General features: G+C 67.0%; 14 protein-coding genes. 8 read left to right on the top strand and 6 right to left on the bottom strand.

Annotation, left to right across the window (positions count from 1 at the left end; translation table 11 throughout):
* The first annotated feature begins 330 nt into the window (after positions 1-330).
* Positions 331-3,102 (top strand): alanine--tRNA ligase, encoded by a 2,772-nt coding sequence (gene alaS / locus Q0964_RS00765; RefSeq protein ID WP_299262361.1) that lies wholly within the window; start codon positions 331-333, stop codon positions 3,100-3,102.
* A gap of 12 nt (positions 3,103-3,114) precedes the next feature.
* Here the strand turns inward: alaS and Q0964_RS00770 are convergent, their stop codons facing one another.
* From Q0964_RS00770 to Q0964_RS00780, 3 genes are all read right to left on the bottom strand, one after another.
* Complete coding sequence (locus Q0964_RS00770; RefSeq protein WP_299262363.1) at positions 3,115-3,621, bottom strand: hypothetical protein; 507 nt, start codon at positions 3,619-3,621, stop codon at positions 3,115-3,117.
* Positions 3,618-4,562: a hypothetical protein gene (locus Q0964_RS00775; RefSeq protein WP_299262365.1), complete on the bottom strand. Its 945-nt coding sequence runs from the start codon at positions 4,560-4,562 to the stop codon at positions 3,618-3,620. Before Q0964_RS00775 ends, Q0964_RS00770 begins: the two co-directional genes overlap by 4 nt.
* Positions 4,563-4,695: 133 nt before the next feature.
* Complete coding sequence (locus Q0964_RS00780) at positions 4,696-5,775, bottom strand: helix-turn-helix transcriptional regulator (protein ID WP_299262367.1); 1,080 nt, start codon at positions 5,773-5,775, stop codon at positions 4,696-4,698.
* A gap of 288 nt (positions 5,776-6,063) precedes the next feature.
* Between Q0964_RS00780 and Q0964_RS00785 the strand changes: the two genes are divergently transcribed.
* The 5 genes from Q0964_RS00785 (at position 6,064) to Q0964_RS00805 (ending at position 11,611) form a co-directional block, all read left to right on the top strand.
* Positions 6,064-6,231 carry a DUF7331 family protein gene (locus Q0964_RS00785; RefSeq protein ID WP_299262370.1) on the top strand — a complete coding sequence of 56 codons (168 nt, stop codon included), beginning with the start codon at positions 6,064-6,066 and terminating at the stop codon, positions 6,229-6,231.
* Between the two features lies 1 nt (position 6,232).
* On the top strand, positions 6,233-8,494 hold the full coding sequence (locus Q0964_RS00790; protein WP_299262373.1) for a hypothetical protein: 2,262 nt from the start codon (positions 6,233-6,235) through the stop codon (positions 8,492-8,494).
* Between the two features lie 216 nt (positions 8,495-8,710).
* Complete coding sequence (locus Q0964_RS00795; RefSeq protein WP_299262376.1) at positions 8,711-9,499, top strand: alpha/beta fold hydrolase; 789 nt, start codon at positions 8,711-8,713, stop codon at positions 9,497-9,499.
* 66 nt (positions 9,500-9,565) lie between these two features.
* Positions 9,566-10,294: a type 1 glutamine amidotransferase gene (locus Q0964_RS00800; protein ID WP_299262379.1), complete on the top strand. Its 729-nt coding sequence runs from the start codon at positions 9,566-9,568 to the stop codon at positions 10,292-10,294.
* A gap of 153 nt (positions 10,295-10,447) precedes the next feature.
* Positions 10,448-11,611 carry an acyl-CoA dehydrogenase family protein gene (locus Q0964_RS00805; RefSeq protein WP_299262382.1) on the top strand — a complete coding sequence of 388 codons (1,164 nt, stop codon included), beginning with the start codon at positions 10,448-10,450 and terminating at the stop codon, positions 11,609-11,611.
* Positions 11,612-11,845: 234 nt separating this feature from the next.
* Here the strand turns inward: Q0964_RS00805 and Q0964_RS00810 are convergent, their stop codons facing one another.
* The 3 genes from Q0964_RS00810 to Q0964_RS00820 form a co-directional block, all read right to left on the bottom strand.
* A complete protein-coding gene (locus Q0964_RS00810; protein WP_299262385.1) occupies positions 11,846-12,313 on the bottom strand; it encodes a cupin domain-containing protein in 468 nt (155 codons plus the stop codon).
* Between the two features lie 146 nt (positions 12,314-12,459).
* Complete coding sequence (locus Q0964_RS00815; protein WP_299262388.1) at positions 12,460-12,624, bottom strand: DUF6757 family protein; 165 nt, start codon at positions 12,622-12,624, stop codon at positions 12,460-12,462.
* A 43-nt stretch (positions 12,625-12,667) separates the two neighbouring features.
* Positions 12,668-13,459, bottom strand: coding sequence for a PHP domain-containing protein (locus tag Q0964_RS00820; RefSeq protein WP_299262496.1), 792 nt, complete (start codon positions 13,457-13,459; stop codon positions 12,668-12,670).
* A 107-nt stretch (positions 13,460-13,566) separates the two neighbouring features.
* On the opposite strand from Q0964_RS00820, the gene Q0964_RS00825 reads away from it, so the two are divergent.
* The gene (locus Q0964_RS00825; RefSeq protein ID WP_299262391.1) at positions 13,567-13,854 is read left to right on the top strand and encodes a DUF5789 family protein; all 288 of its coding nucleotides are present in this window, start codon (positions 13,567-13,569) and stop codon (positions 13,852-13,854) included.
* 129 nt (positions 13,855-13,983) lie between these two features.
* Positions 13,984-15,975, top strand: a complete 1,992-nt coding sequence (locus Q0964_RS00830; protein ID WP_299262393.1) for a beta-propeller domain-containing protein — start codon at positions 13,984-13,986, stop codon at positions 15,973-15,975.
* Positions 15,976-16,061 lie beyond the last annotated feature (86 nt).

The raw sequence follows: 16,061 nt of genomic DNA on the forward strand, positions 1-16,061 counted from the left end.
GCCCGAACACCTGGCCGGGCGAGGTGAGCGCCGGGTTCACAAGCGTCGGCTACCCCCTCGTGACGCCGTCGAGCGACACGAGGGGCCCGAGGCCGCCGAGCAGTTCGCTGGCGTCCGCTGTGCGGGCGGGGGAGGCGACGGGCCGCCAAGCGAGCACCGCGTTATACTCGACTGGCTCGGTTATATTACCGGTCACGTCGGGGCGGATAAAGAGAACCCAAAGGCTCCCAGCGACGCGTGCGTGATATCCGCGAAACAACCGGACCGCGGCGAATCTCGCCGGCTGTTCGGAACTGTTTTACCGTCCGGTTGACCACAGTATGGCAACGAATGAGCGAGCTCGAAGAGGAGTACGAACTCCAGTACTTCGAAGACGAGGGGTTTCATCGGCTGGAGTGTTCGGCCTGTGGGGACCACTTCTGGACCCTGGACGCGAGTCGGGAGACCTGCGGCGAGCCCCCATGTGCGGAGTACAGCTTCATCGACGAACCGGGGTTCGACGAGGCGCTGTCGCTGTCGGAGATGCGCGAGACGTTTCTCTCCTTTTTCGAGGACCACGGTCACGGGCGGGTCGACCCGTACCCCGTCGCCGCGAACCGCTGGCGTGACGACGTGTTGCTGACGCAGGCGTCCATCTACGATTTTCAACCGCACGTCACCTCGGGACAGTCGCCGCCGCCGGCGAACCCACTGGTGGTGTCACAGCCCTGTATCCGGATGCAGGACATCGACAACGTGGGCAAGACCGGCCGTCACACCATGGCCTTCGAGATGGGGGGCCATCACGCCTTCAACGCCGCCGAGGACGCCGACTACGCCTACTCCGGGGAGGTCTACTGGAAAGAGGAGTGCGTGCAGTACTGCGTGGAGTTTTTCGAGTCACTCGGCGCGGACATGGGCGAGTTGACCTTCATCGAGGACCCGTGGGTCGGCGGGGGCAACGCCGGCCCGGCGTTCGAGGTTATCTACCGGGGGCTGGAACTCGCCACCCTCGTGTTCATGTGTTTCGAGCAGGACCCCGACGGGGACTACGTGCTCAAGGACGGCAACAGCTACTCCCGGATGGACCGCCGGGTCATCGACACGGGCTACGGCATCGAGCGCTGGACGTGGATGAGCCAGGGCACGCCGACCGTTTACGAGGCGATCTATCCCGACATGATCGCCTTCCTGAAGAACAACGCCGGGGTCACCCACACCGACGAGGAGGCGGCCATCGTCCACGACGCCGCGCGGCTCTCCGGGAGTCTGGACATCGACGACGTCGACGACGTGGAGGCCGCCCGTGCGGACATCGCGGCCGAACTCGGGGTCGACGTCGGCCGCCTGCGCGACCTCGTGGAGCCTCTGGAGGATATCTACGCCATCTCCGATCACGCACGGACCCTGGCGTACATGCTCGGAGATGGCATCGTTCCCTCGAACGTCGGAACGGGCTATCTCGCGCGGATGGTGCTCCGGCGGACCAAGCGGCTCTGTGACAACGTCGGCGTGGACGCCCCGCTGGACGAACTCGTCGACATGCAGGCCGAGCGGCTGGGCTACCGCAACCGCGACACGATCCGGGACATCGTCCGCACCGAGGTCGAGAAGTACCGCGAGACGCTCGACCGGGGCGGCCGGAAGGTCCGCCAGCTGGCCGCCGACTACGCCGCCTCGGGCGACCCCATCCCGACCGAGGAGCTGATCGAGTTGTACGACAGCCACGGCATCCAGCCCGACATGGTCGAGGAGATCGCCGCCGAGCGGAAGGTTGCCGTGGACGTGCCCGACGACTTCTACGCGCTGGTCGCTGACCGTCACGACGCCGAGGACGCCGCGGCCGAGGCCGAGGGGTCGAGTCATGGCGAGCGCCAGGCGGACCTGCCAGAGACCGACCGGCTCTACTACGAGGACCAAGAGCGCATGGAGTTCGAGGCGATGGTGCTGGACGTGTTCGAGCGCGAGGACGGTGATTACGACGTGGTCCTCGATCAAACGATGTTCTACCCGGAAGGTGGGGGTCAGCCGGCGGACTACGGGACGCTCACGACCGACGACGTGACCACCGAGGTGACCGACGTCCAGATTGTCGACGGAGTGGTCCTCCACCGGGCCGACGAGGACCCGGGCAAAGGTGAGTTCGTCCGCGGTCAGATCGACGCCGACCGCCGACGACGGCTCATGCGCCACCACACCGCTACTCACGTCGTCGGCCACGCGGCTCGCACAGTGCTAGGGGACCACATCCGGCAGGCCGGCGCGCAGAAACACACCGACAGCGCCCGGCTGGACGTGCGCCACTACGAGCCGATCACCCGCGAGCAGGTCAAGGAGATCGAACGCCTCGCCAACGAGGTCGTGATGGACAACACGACGGTCAGTCAGGAGTGGCCTGACCGCCACGAGGCGGAGGCCGAGCACGGCTTCGACCTCTATCAGGGCGGGATTCCGGCCGGCGAGCAGATCCGGCTGATCCACGTCGACGAGGACGTGCAGGCCTGCGGTGGGACACACGTCGCCCGCACCGGCGACGTGGGCGCGATCAAGCTCCTCGGCACGGAACGCATCCAGGACGGCGTGGAGCGGCTCACGTTCGCCGCCGGCGACGCCGCCGTCGGCGCGACACAGGAGACCGAAGACGCCCTCTACGCGGCCGCCGACACCCTCGACGTGAGTCCCCAGGACGTGCCCGAGACCGCCGAGCGCTTCTTCGAGGAGTGGAAGGCCCGGGGCAAAACCATCGAACAACTCAAAGAAGAGCTCGCGGAAGTCCGGGCGGCCGGCGACGACGGCGAGGAAGTCGATGTGGGCGGGACACCCGCGGTGGTCCAGCGGCTGGACGCCGACATGGACGAACTCCGGGCGACCGCGAACGCCCTCGTCGAGGAGGGCAAGATCGCCGTCATCGGGAGCGGGCGGGAGGGCGCGCAGTTCGTCGTCGCCGTCCCCGACGACGCCGGAATCGACGCCGGCGAGGTCGTCGGCGAACTCGCGGCCAGGGTCGGCGGTGGCGGCGGCGGCCCGCCGGACTTCGCACAGGGCGGCGGCCCCGATGGCGAAGCCATCGACGACGCGCTGGCGGACGCACCCGACGTGCTCAGACAGGTCCTGAACGCCTGACCAGGGGCCGGGTCAGCCGGTCTCGCAGTCGCCGTCGGTGTCGACGGTACTGGCCTCGTCGGTAGCGGTTCCACCGGCGTCGCGTGCCGGCGGTGTGACTCGCTCGAACCGCTCGGGGTCGAGGGCGAGCAGGTCGGTCGCATCCAGTGCGACGCCGGCCCAGGCGCGGACGGCGGCGAGGACGAGCGCGAGCGAGACCGGCCAGACGGTGACGTGCGCTTCGTTGACCAGCAGCGTCCCGAGTCCGAGGAGGGCGGCGAGGACGGCCGCGAGGCGCGGATAGCGGCCCCACCGCCACAGGAGGAGTACGGGCAGTGTGGCCAGTCCCGAGAGGGTGGCGACCGCGAGAAGGACGGCCGCGACGAGCGTCCCGATCCGGTCGCCACCGGCGTATCCCTCCACGAACAGCCCGACAGCGAGCGACACCTGGAGCAGAATCCCGCCGACTGCGAGGGCCGACGCGGACGGGAGCCTGTCGAGCAGGGCACCCAGCCGGCGGAGCGGTGTCGTCGGTGTCATACTGGTCGAGTGAGCAAATCGACGAACAGTCGGGCAGCGTCGAGCGCGAGACTGGCGACGGTCCACTTGAGCGACGCGAGCGGTCCGACGCCACGAATCGTGATCTCGCCGGACGTGAACGCACGTCTGAGCGTCGCGTCGGGCTGTTCGGCCGTCAGAACGCCTCTGGCCGTCTGTTCGTCGACCGTCAGCACCAGCGTGGCGTCGGGGTGGGACCCGGCCCGCAGGTCCCGGACCCGGCCGTCTTCGCTCGTCCGGAACGAGACCACGCCGGTTCCCCCGTCGGTCCGGTCAATACGGAGAGTGACGCGTTCGCCGTTGATATGTGCGCCGAGCACGCCGAGGTCGTAGCTGCCGGCGCTGGCGTTGTAGGTCGCGACCGTGGTCGCGAGACGGCGATAGAAGCCCGTCCCGAGGCCGTCGGTTCCGCGGGGGTCGGCCGCGACCACGTCTCCAGCCCGGGACTGCAACGCGTCGATCCGGTCGCTGGAGACGCCCGTGTTACGGCGGTAGCTGGCGTTCAGTTCCGCGACTGCGGTCCGGACCTGCTGGAGGCGCGTGTCTACTCCACGGGCGCGCGTCGCCACCGCCGAGATACGGTCGGCGTACACCTCGGCACCGAGTGTGCCTCGCTCGCGGGCGGCACGCAGGGCAGCCGTGCGGGCTTCGAGGCGACGAAGGCGCGTCTCCGTGTCGTCGAGCGCGGCGGCCACGACTCGCGCTCTCGCCGCCGGCGTCTCGGCAGCGGCCAGTCGGTCCCGGAGATCGGCGGCCGCGAGCGAGCCGTCGAGTGTGGCTCGCTGTGTGTCGATGGCCCCGGAGACGGCCGTACCCGGGCCGGTCGCGTTACGTTCCTGTGGCGGCGCCGCCACCGCGCTCCCGACTGTCACAAGCACCGCGACGACCAGCACGACCGCGACAGTACGACGGACTCGTATCATTCGTCGCTCTACAACTCCGGTAGGCACCCCGGAGAGTTGAAGTACACAGACGTTCCGGCCCAATCAGCGCCGCTTTGGAACCGTTCAATGGCTGGACGGGAGCGGAACAGAGCGGAGCGTGGAGCGGGCGCGGTCATACTTCGATCTCCCCAGGGAGCGCGAGGACGTTCTCGCGGCCGAGTCGGTAGACCTCGATGCGCTCGGCCTCGTGCATCTCGTTGACCACGTCGCTGGCCTTGGTCCGTGACCACTCGACGGCCGCGATGAGGTCCTGTTGTTTCATGCGACCCCCCTCGGCCTCCAGCAGTCGCAGGACCCGTTCCTCGTCGGTGAGCAGTTCCTCCGGCAGGTCGTCGGAGCCGTCCTCGACGGTTCCGGGCCCGCCCTCCCCCGTCTCGTCTCCGCCGGCGTCGGCAGGGGCCGCCATCGTCCGGTCGCTCGCCGTGCCGCCCCACCACCGTCCGTAGCCGTACCAGCCGACGGCGAGGCCGAGCATCAGGACCGCACCGCCGAGAGCCGGCAGTACTGGGTCGATACCGCCGACGCCGGTCGCGTCCAGCGCGATCGTCGGGTCTTCGGTCCGGAACCGCACGGGGCCCGTCCAGCGGACGGCGTGGGCCTGACTGGCGTCGGGGTCGGGCGTGACCGACGCTCGCTCGAAGGCGTCGGGCCACTCCATCCAGAGCGACTCGTTCGCACCGAGTCGGAGGCCGCCGATGGCGTCGCCGAGGACGTACCGATCCGGCGTGGGCGTCGCGGCGAAGTTCGTCCAGGTGAAGCGGTAGGTCACAACGCCGAACCGGCCGGACGGCACCGACCGGTGGGCCCGGACCGATCCGTTCTGGACCGCCATCGACCGCCCCGTCTCCCGCTGGGCCCGGTCGACGGCGCGTCGCATCCGTCCCACGAAGGCACCCGGCGGGTTCGAGACGTTCGCTCGCGCCCGCGCGAAGGCGCGACGCGCGACTCGGTCGGTGAGTTCGTAGCGGAATTCCACCGTCCAGTGGGCGTCCCCGTCCCGGTCGATGTCGACTCGGGTCACAACCGTGTCGTAGCCCGACACCGGTGCGCTGGCGCCGACGAAAGACGGACTCGACCCCGCGTCCCCGGTCGCGCCCGCCGAAGCACCGAGCGCGACCGCGATTAGAACCGTGACAGCCGCTCCAAGCGTGACCGGACGAACGACTCGATCCCCGATGGCGCTGTCTGACATTCCTCACCCCACACGACGCATGTTCGGTTCGGTCGTGTTCGTGAACCGACTTGATAGTGGGGGATTGTTCGAAGCGACGCCACGGACCACCGGGACGGTCGACGGGAAATCGCCGGTGAAATTTGTACTATTTAAAACTTACTACCGTTTACGTCTTCGCATCGAGGTCAGAATACTGAACCGCAGTACAACAGTGGTGCTGATTGACGCGGAGTGTGGTTGAGAGTCGCTGATTGGCGCTGAGGCTAAGGGGTTTATACGGACATTCCGGCCCGAGAAGGGAGTGTGATGGCTCGAAACCACATCACGGACGGTTCGCATCGAGCGACGACCGGCCCGTCGGTCGAGACGGTCGAACTCGCGACGGGTGGCGCGGTCGTCTACGACCGAGAGAACAAGGACGCCTGGATACGGGCCGGGGCCGGGGCTACGACCGACCGCACGGAGGTGCGGTGAGATGCACGTCCACAGTCGACTCCAACTGGGACTCGTCGTCGTGGGCGCAGTGTTGCTCATCGTGAGTCTCGTGCCGACGGCCGCCGCCGGCGGTGCGGGCGGTTCCGGAAGTGGCGCACACGCATCGGCCACCGCGGATGCCGGCGAGTCGGCGTCGGTGACGGTCACGAAGTCGACGTCGGCGGCCAACGGGAAGACGACCCTCTCCGGGACAGTGCAGTATCACGACACGGACGGCAATCCACAGCCGGCCCGGCAGGTCGGGATCAAGATTCGACACGACGTCGTCGGTCCGGTCAATCCGGTGATCGCGAGGACGACCACCGACGATCAGGGGCGATACTCGGTGCAGATCGACGTGTCGAAGTACGAGGCCGACGTTGATTTCGACGAGAAACTTCACCTGCACGTGCAGGCGGTCGCGAAGAACCCCGCGGTGAACGTCGTCAACTTCGGGCAGAACCTCGACACCGCGAACGGCAACACCTGGACGCTCAACGAGGAGGCGACCCTCGAGCGTGGACAGGCGTCGGCGTCGGTCGATCTGACGGCCACGAACCAGAAGCCCCGCCGGGCCTTCCAGGTCGCCAACTGGACGCTGGAGGGGTACCGGTTCACTCGACAGGAGGCCGGTTGGACGCGCAACCGCGTGAAAGTGCTGTATCCGGCACCCAATCCCGACACCAACCAGTTCCAGTCGCCCTTCGAGAAGTTCGTCATCGGGAACAACGACTGGGACGCGAGCAAGCGCAACACGGTCCACCACGAGTACGGGCACGCGGTGATGAGCGGTCTGTTCGGGTACACGGGCTGGCAGATTCCCAAGCCTGCTAACTGGGGTTCACACTGCGTCTGGAGCGACACCGGGCGCATTACCGCCTGGTACGAGGGCTTTGCCGAGTTCTTCGAGGCCGCGGTCAACGACAGCCCCCAGACGGACGGGATGTGGCTCGAACAGCATCACTACTACAACGAGACCAACGAGCACGGTCCGCAGTGTCCCGACTCGAACGCCAACGACGGCTACGACGGGGCGAAGGTCGAGGGCGCGGTCGCGAACATCCTCTGGGACGCCTACGACCCGGCGGACGAACCCCACGACGAGATCGACGGCGACCTCGGGACGATCTTCGACGCCGTCAACGAGACGGACAATCAAAAGCGAGTGGCGCGACCGTTCAACAGCGACCGCACGACGGACATCCACGACTTCTTCATCCAGTACGTGGACAACACCGGTCGCCACGAGGAGCTGCGGAAGAGCTACTTCGAGTACGGCATCGTCAAGCCCGACCGCTTCGACTCCGCGACGTCCGCGTCGGGACCGCTCACCGACTGCTCGATCCACTACTACCCCTGCTCGAAGCAACCGAAACACGACTGGACGACGCTCGACCCGGACGCGAGCGTCGACGTGATGCTCCACGGGAGTGACATCGACAAGTACGTCCTCCAGCTGTCGAAGGGGGACACAATCAACGTGACCACGACGGCTCGCGGCGGTGGGACCACCGCGGCGTTCGAGGTCTTCGCGGGCGAACCACCGTGGGGCAGCGGACAGCCGTCACCTGCGGTCGCCTCGTCGATCAAGAGCGGGAACGTCCACTCCGCCACGTTCACGGCCGACCGGAGCGGAAAGTACACCGTGATCGTCCAACCGCCGGACGGCAGTTTCGAGCGGGTCACCAGCTACACCCTCTCCGTGACCAACGCATCCGACTCGACGGACAGCGGGGAAACGGGTGACGACGGTCCGGTCCTGGGTCCGGGCGGCAACCTGACCACCGAGCCCTGTCCCACGAAGCCGAACGGCTGTGACTTCGACATCAACGTCTCCGAGTTCGGCGACGACGGCAGCGAGTCCGGGGACGACGCCGACGGGACGGCTGGAACCGATACCGCGAGCGGCTCCGGGTCCGGCAACACCGGGACCGGTGACTCCGAATCGGGCGACAGCGCCACGGCGGACACTGCTTCCGGCAGCCAGTCGGACGCGGCGTCGAGTCGGGCGACCCGAAGCGACTCGAGCGACGGGACGACGACCGACGACGCGGCGGCCGCCCCGGCGACCGAGGGCGGCGCTGACGGCTCCAGCACCGTCGCGGACACGGCTCGGTCGGCTGGTGACGGCAGCGCTGCCGACGATCCCGAGGCGGCCGACTCTGACGGCGCGGACGACGGAATCACGGGCAGTACTCTCGGCGTCGTGCTCGCCCTGCTCCTGGCGTTGCTCGCGGTGCTGATCGCGGTCCTGCGGCGCTGATTGCCGCCGGACCCGCCACCCGAGGACGTTTTTAGCGTGCGGACAGAGAAGTCCCCATCATCAAGAAGCGAACCGAAGGTGAGCGAGTAGGGTGGGGGTAAGCTGACGCTGTGGCGGTCCGGGGAACAGGTCGGGAGCGAACGCGGTGGCCGGGCGCGGCTGAGAGCCCGACCCGCATCGGGAGGGTTCAAACCAGTGGCCGCGCAACAACCAGGTATGCCGACCGCGACCAACGGCGACGTGGACCTGTACTACGAGACCGCCGGCGCGGGCCCGACGGTCGCGTTCGTCGAGTCGGCCGGCTACGGCGCATGGTGCTGGTCGTGGCTCGTCGACGCACTCGCCGGCCCCGTCGAGACGCTCGTCTGGGATCTCCGGGGGACCGGCCGTTCGGACGCCCCGTCGGGCCCTTACGACGTGGCGACGCTGGCCGCCGACCTAGAGGCCGTGCTCGCAGACCACGGGGCTCGAACTGTGCACCTCGTCGGTGCGGGGCTGGGGGGGATGGTCGCGCTCCAGCACGCCCGCGACCACGGACGGGCGGCCACGGTGGCCCTGCTTGGGACGACCGCCGACGGGAGTCGCGTCGACACAGCGGCCCTGAGAGGGTTACAGGCCCCGCGGGACGACCTCGACGCACTCCGGGATTCGCTTCGCAGTGCGTTTTCGCCCGGCGTCGTCGAGGGTCACCCCGACGCAGTCGACCGGATCGTGGGCTGGCGGGCCGAGGACGACGCCGACTCCACGGGTTGGGCGGCACAGAGAGGGGCGATGACCGGCTTCGGGATGCCGGACTGCTACGAGGTGACGACGCCGGCACTCGTCGTTCACGGCCGCGACGACGCCGTGGTCCCGGTCGGGGCGGGGCGGGACCTCGCCGACGGTCTCCCGCGCGGGACCTTCGAAGGGGTCGACGCCGGCCACCTCGTGGCCGTCGAGGAACCGACGGTCGTAACGGACGCGCTGGCGGGTCATCTGGACGAGGCCGGCGCTCTGGACCGTTGAACGCGGGGACGGCAAGACGTGTCGGGACGGACGGACATTTGAGTCTGGAGTGTATATTATATAACAATGACGCGGCCACGCATCGCTCTGTTGAACGCGGCCCACGAAGCCGCGGACACCCGGCGAAACTTCCGGCGCGAACTCGACGCGGATCTGGTCGAATTTCACTGCCCGTCTGGCGAGGTGCCAGAGGGCCTCCGCTACGACGGGTTCGTCGTGACGGGGTCGCGGGCTTCCGTCTACTGGGAGCGGGAGTGGATCGGCCGGTTGAAAACCTGGGTTGGCGACGCCATCGGGGCTGGTCTCCCCGCGCTGGGCGTGTGTTACGGCCACCAGTTGCTCGCGGACGTGATGGGCGGACGCGTCGAGGCCATGGACGAGTACGAGATCGGCTACCGCACCGTCGAGCAGGACGGCCGCAACCGACTCCTCGACGGCGTTGACGACGACTTCACCGTCTTCACCACTCACTCCGACCGCGTGGTCGAAGCCCCGCCCGGCGCGACCGTCTTCGCCAGAAACGACTACGGTATCCACGGCTTCCGGAAGGATCGCGTGTTCACCGTCCAGTTCCACCCCGAGTACGACATGGAGACGGCGACATCGGTCACCGAAGGGAAAGACGACCAGTTGAGTCAGGAACGCATCGAGCAGGTACTCGCCGGCATTCACCCCGACAACTACGACGCCGCCTGCGAGGTAAAACGCCTGTTCGACAACTTCACCGCCTTCGTCCGCGAGGTCCAGGCCGACCGCACCGACGGCGACGCTGCGACCGGCGCGGCAGACGACTAGCTCGTTCGACCGGCGTGTCACGACGCCGAACAATTCGGCCACGGGAATCCCCGTCGGGGTCTCTCCCACCGAGAGACGGGCCGGCGAGTCCGGCGGTTAACAACGTCGACTCTGTTGAGTAGTGTTTTTACCACTGGAAACCTAAGCAACTGTATGCTCGACTACTACGGCGTGGAAGCGGACCTCTCGGAGGAGGAGCGGATGATCCAGGAGTCGGCCCGCGAGTTCGTCGACGAGAAAGTGCGGCCGGACATCGGCGAACACTGGATTGAGGGTACGTTCCCGAAAAAATTGATCCCGAAGATGGGGGAGATGGGGTTTTACGCGCCCAACCTGGAGGGCTACGACTCGCCCAACGTCAGCGAGAAGGCGTACGGTCTGCTGATGCAGGAACTGGAGGCGTGTGACTCGGGCCTGCGCTCGATGGCCTCCGTGCAGGGCGCGCTCGTCATGTACCCCATCCACGCCTACGGCAGCGAGGAGCAGAAGGACCACTGGCTGCCCAAACTCGGCTCCGGCGACGCCGTCGGCTGTTTCGGCCTCACCGAACCGGAACACGGCTCGAACCCCACCGCAATGGAGACCCGCGCCGAGGATGCCGACGAGGGATATATCCTCAACGGCTCGAAGACCTGGATCACGAACTCACCCATCGCGGACGTGGCCGTCGTCTGGGCCCGAGACAAGACGGACCCGGATACGCCCGTTCGCGGCTTCCTCGTCGAGACGGACCGGGACGGCGTCAGCACAAACAAGATCGACGAGAAGCTCTCTCTGCGGGCCTCGATCACCGGCCAGATCGGCCTCAACGACGTGTACGTCCCCGAGGAGAACCTCCTACCCGGCGTCGAGGGCATGGGCGGTCCGCTGGGCTGTCTCACGCAGGCCCGCTACGGCATCGCGTGGGGCGCAGTCGGTGCAGCCCGAGATAGCTTCGAGACCGCCCGCCAGTACGCCACCGACCGTGAGCAGTTCGGCGGCCCTATTGCTCGGTTCCAGCTCCAGCAGGACAAGTTCGCAGAGATGGCCACCCAGATTACGCTCGCGCAACTGCTCGCCCACAGACTCGCAGACCTCAAGGAACGCGGCGACATGCGCCCACAGCACGTCTCGATGGCCAAGCGCAACAACGTCCGGATGGCCCGGAACCAGTCCCGGATCGCCCGCGAGATTCTCGGTGGCAACGGCATCACGGCGGACTACTCGCCGATGCGCCACATGGCGAACCTCGAGACCGTCTACACCTACGAGGGGACCCACGACATCCACACCCTGATTCTGGGAGAGGACCTGACCGGGATTTCCGCGTACGAGTGACGCTGTAACCGCGACGTGTTCGCTGCGAGCGCGGGCAGCGCTCCCGGTTGTTTATTCGACGAGCCAGCCCCAGTTACCGGGTCGGCGTCGGGGCGGCAGTCGCCGTCCTCACACTGGAACCGCCGGGGTTCGTCCGAAGGGCGACTGCGATCGGCGGTCGGGTCGGTTTCGAGGGGGTCAAAAACGTAATACCGGCGGACGCCGGCACCGGAATCAAGACTGACAGTACTGTAGTCAGTCGAACCGGCCCGTCTCCGCTCCGCACTCGACACAGACGGTCAGGATGGCGTCGCGGTCGTCGGTTAGTTCCAGGTCCTGTTCGGTCTGCCCCACGCAATCGTCACAGTGGCGAAGCATCTCGGTTTCGCCCATCTCCTGCGGTGCGCCCATGGCGAGCGCGACGACCCGGTCTGTCCCCTCGTTGGTGCCCAGTTGCCACTCACCGGGGGCAAAACGGACACACTCTCCCGCGGTCACCGTGGTTTCGCCGTCCTCGGTGTCGAATGTCACTGTCCCGGATTCGATGTAGAACACTTCCTCCTGGTCACTGTGTCGGTGATAACCGAACCCGAAGCTGTCGCCCGGTTCGAGCTCGTAGTAGTTCAGCGTCATATCGGTCGCACCGAGGGCGTCCCCGAGTTTGCGTTTGGTGTCGGCCGGACTCATCCGGTTGTCAGCGTCGTCGACGGTAATTCGCTTCATAGCCGGTCTTCTCGAGCGAGGAACAAAAGTCTACGGCGAACGTGTGACGCGGTCAAAGCGAGCGCCGCCGAACGGGCAGACTGCGCTAGAATGGTCTCAGCGTCGTTAACTCGGGATACGGCGAGCGAAAAAATACCGACGAACGCTCACTCGTGGCCGTCGATGTCGAGTTCCTCTTCGAGGTTGGCGAGGGCGTCGCTGTCGGCGAGGGACTCCATCTGTTCGCGGAAATGCGTCTCACACACGCCCACCTTGACGCCGTCTTTTTCGACCGCGATCTCCGCGTCGCGGTCGCAGTAGTGACACCGCATATAGAGCAGTACGACGCCCGCGGTTTTGAACCCTGCGAACTCGTCAGCCGGCCGTCTGACGGTCGAGTGTGGCGAGCAGTCGCTCGGTCGCCGCCGAATCCAGCCCGGCTCGACTCAGTTGTCGGTCGTGGGCGTCACTCCCCCCGGTCACGAGCAGGTTGTGGGCTTCGACGGCCCGGTCGACGGGCGTCGGGTCGGTGTCGTGCGCGTAGGGGTAGTATCGCTCGACGGCGTCGAGGTCGGCCGTCAAATCGAGGGCGGCTGCGTGGTCACGGTACCGGAGCGGGTGTGCCAGGCCGACCACTCCGCAGGCCTCAGCCAGGACCTCGCGCCCCCGCTCGAAGGTTGGAATGTCGCGGGCGATATAACAGGGACAGTCGCTGCCGATGAGATGCTCGAACGCGTCCTGATACTCTTCGTCGGCAGAGCTCTCGTCGATAGCCTGTGCGATGTGCGGCCGGCCGATCCCAGGCCGTGGCTCGATATCGAGGGTGACGCCGAGACGGTCCTCGACACACTCGACGATGGCGCGGCCACGCTGTTCACGGTCGCGTTGGATTTCGTCGACCAAGGCCGTGAGCGCGGGCGTCGGCTCGACGCCGTACCCCAGCAGGTCGACCCGCAGGGCGCCAGCGTCGACCCGGAGTTCGACCCCGTGGACGAGCGTGACGCCATCGCGTTCGGTGACGGGCGCGTCGAGTGCGGGCTGCATCCGGTCGTGGTCGGTCAGTGCCACGACCTCGACGCCGGCGCTGTGGGCCGCCTCGGGCACTGCGTCGAGCGTCAGCGTCCCGTCCGAGCGCGTCGTATGGACGTGTAAGTCCGCGACGGTCATGCCATCGTTGAGTTCCACGCACTCATCCCCCTTGCGGTCGTGGTCCTTAATTGCAATAGAAGACTGCATAGGGAACGTTTATCAACGACTATGAACGATTGAGTAGTATGCGTTTACTCAGTGGGCTGGACGACCGAATCGGTGCGCACACCTACCCGGCGACGACCGAGGAGGTCATCGAGGAGTACGGAGACATCGAACTCGAACTGCCCAACGGTGACGAGCGGTTGGGGGACGTGCTGGGACGGCTCGGAACTGAGACGTTCGAGACGGCGGAAGACGTGCGTGTGGCGGCGCTCTCGGCTGTCAGCAGCAACGCCATCGGTCGGGAAGGGTACAGCGACCGCGACCCGTCCTGCATCGGCGAGGACGGACACGATCAGGTCTCGTTCTGACTCGTCGGGCACCGTCGGCAACCGGTCTCCGACGACCCGAGAATCTCTGGCCCACCGGTCGGCCCGGAGAGTCAAATAGCCTTTTTACTCAACGATACGACCTTTGTTGAGGCTAGAAAAGTCGTCGGTATGCACCGGACCCGGCTCGTCGAGGCAGGTTTCGCGGTGGTCGTTCTCGGTGCCGTCGTAGTGGTCGGCGCGATGGCACTGGGCGGCGACACTACGCGTCCGCCGACCGACGTGACGACTCACAGCGATGGCAACGCGAGCGACGACGCGGCAGTGGTGCAGTTCGAGAGTGAGGCGGCAGTCACGGCGTACGTCCAGCGAGGCCAGCGGCTCGCGGCAGTCGACGCGCCGTTTCAGGTGCAGCGGTTCCGGACGACTGCACAGCCGACCGTCGGCCGCACGGAACCCGGGGCCGTGATGAACGCGGCCGACGGCGGCGGCGAGTCGAGTTTGGTCGACGACGGAAGCGTTCCCGACCGCGTTTCCAGCACGAACGTTCAGGTAGCCGGTCTCCAGGAGCCGGATATCCTGAAGGCCGACGGGCAGCACGTCTACTATGCACCACAGCACCAGCGGGTCGAGCCATGGAGCGGGCGAGTGCGACCGGACCGTGGCGAGAGCGAGACGCACGTTCTCTCTGCGACCCCACCAGAGACCCCCGCAGAGGTCGGGTCGATCGACGCCAGCGGTCGTCTCGTCCGGGTCGACGACACGCTCGTGATTGTCGAGAACGACGAGTTGCGGGGGTACGACGTGAGTGAACCCGCCGCACCCGCACAGACCTGGACCTATCCCCTCAAAGACGAGGTCGTCGCCGTGCGCGAACGCGGCGGGCGACTCTACCTGGTCACGCGGTCGTCGGTGTCGGTCGACGACCCCTGTCCGGTGGAACCGCTGGGCGGCGAGGCAGCTATCGCCTGTGGCGACGTCTATCGCCCGACGCGGCAGGTACCGGTCGACGCCACATACTCGGCGCTCGCGCTCGACGCCGAGAGCGGCACGGTCGGTGACGCGATCGGTTTCGTCGGCACACAGGACGACACGGTCGTCTACATGTCTAACCGGTCGCTGTACGTGACCTACACCGAGCGCAGCGAGCGCGGGGCGCTCCGCGTGGACTTCCTGCTGGAACGGCAGCGTGACCGGCTCCCGGCGTGGGCACTCGACCGACTCGAGGAGATCCGGAGCTACAACATCTCCGCGACCTCGAGAGAGCGGGAGGCCGATCGAGTCCTCCGCGAGTGGCTCGCCACGCTCGACCGGTCCAGACGCGACCGCGTGTCGAGCGAGATTCGCAACGACTACCGCTCGTATCTCGAGGACCACCAGCGCGACCTGCTCACGACGGGCATCGTCAAGGTCGGCGTCGACGACACGGACCTCACCGTCGAGACTGTGGGGACGGTTCCGGGCCGGCCGCTGAACCAGTTCTCCCTCTCGGAACATGAGGGGACGCTCCGAGTGACGGCGACGATTCCGGCCGCGGGCGGCGCGCAGTCGGCCAACGACCTGTACGCCCTGGACGCCGAGAGCCTAGATCGACTCGGTGCTGCGACGGGTATGGGCGTGAACGAGGAGGTGTTCGCCGTCCGTTATATCGGTGACACGGCGTACGCCGTCACGTTCCGGCGGATCGACCCCTTCCATGTCGTGGACGTCTCGGACCCGCGAGACCCCGAGGAAGTCGGCCAACTCGAGCTCCCGGGCTTTTCCTCGTACCTCCACCCCGTCGACGAGGACCACATCCTCGGAATCGGCGAGGAAGACGGCCAGGTCAAGGCCGTGCTGTTCGACGTCTCCGACCCATCGGATCCGACCATCGACGACGACTTCCTGTTCGGCGCGGGCCGGTCTGCCGTCTCGGAGAGCCACCACGCATTCTTGCTCGACCGGCGCCACGAGGTCTTCTTCCTCCCGACCGGCCAGGGTGGCAGAGTCGTCGACTACAGCGACGGGGAACTCTCGCTCGAGACGACCGTCGAAACCGACGGCACGACCCTGCGCGCGATGTACGTCGACGACTACATGTACGTGTTCGGCCGCGAAGAACTGGCCGTAATCGACGAGCGCACCTGGAACCGGACCCGGACCGTCGACCTCGACGGGACGTAGCTCGTCCAGCAAGCACCATCTCGGCGAAGTCGCAGTAGTATGGTTATTTATCGTTACATTCATAGGCGACTACCGTCTACCGTGAG

Origin of the sequence: Halorientalis sp. (assembly GCF_028275115.1) — an archaeon.
GTDB lineage: Archaea > Halobacteriota > Halobacteria > Halobacteriales > Haloarculaceae > Halorientalis.

Excerpts from the sequence above, each read along its gene's own strand:
- Q0964_RS00780 (WP_299262367.1), bottom strand. The coding sequence starts at position 5,775 with ATGTCAGACAGCGCCATCGGGGATCGAGTCGTTCGTCCGGTCACGCTT.
- Q0964_RS00815 (WP_299262388.1), bottom strand. The coding sequence starts at position 12,624 with ATGCGGTGTCACTACTGCGACCGCGACGCGGAGATCGCGGTCGAAAAA.
- Q0964_RS00795 (WP_299262376.1), top strand. The coding sequence starts at position 8,711 with ATGCCGACCGCGACCAACGGCGACGTGGACCTGTACTACGAGACCGCC.
- Q0964_RS00830 (WP_299262393.1), top strand. The coding sequence starts at position 13,984 with ATGCACCGGACCCGGCTCGTCGAGGCAGGTTTCGCGGTGGTCGTTCTC.
- Q0964_RS00805 (WP_299262382.1), top strand. The coding sequence starts at position 10,448 with ATGCTCGACTACTACGGCGTGGAAGCGGACCTCTCGGAGGAGGAGCGG.
- Q0964_RS00800 (WP_299262379.1), top strand. The coding sequence starts at position 9,566 with ATGACGCGGCCACGCATCGCTCTGTTGAACGCGGCCCACGAAGCCGCG.
- Q0964_RS00790 (WP_299262373.1), top strand. The coding sequence starts at position 6,233 with ATGCACGTCCACAGTCGACTCCAACTGGGACTCGTCGTCGTGGGCGCA.
- Q0964_RS00785 (WP_299262370.1), top strand. The coding sequence starts at position 6,064 with ATGGCTCGAAACCACATCACGGACGGTTCGCATCGAGCGACGACCGGC.
- alaS (WP_299262361.1), top strand. The coding sequence starts at position 331 with ATGAGCGAGCTCGAAGAGGAGTACGAACTCCAGTACTTCGAAGACGAG.
- Q0964_RS00825 (WP_299262391.1), top strand. The coding sequence starts at position 13,567 with ATGCGTTTACTCAGTGGGCTGGACGACCGAATCGGTGCGCACACCTAC.
- Q0964_RS00770 (WP_299262363.1), bottom strand. The coding sequence starts at position 3,621 with ATGACACCGACGACACCGCTCCGCCGGCTGGGTGCCCTGCTCGACAGG.
- Q0964_RS00810 (WP_299262385.1), bottom strand. The coding sequence starts at position 12,313 with ATGAAGCGAATTACCGTCGACGACGCTGACAACCGGATGAGTCCGGCC.
- Q0964_RS00820 (WP_299262496.1), bottom strand. The coding sequence starts at position 13,459 with ATGACCGTCGCGGACTTACACGTCCATACGACGCGCTCGGACGGGACG.
- Q0964_RS00775 (WP_299262365.1), bottom strand. The coding sequence starts at position 4,562 with ATGATACGAGTCCGTCGTACTGTCGCGGTCGTGCTGGTCGTCGCGGTG.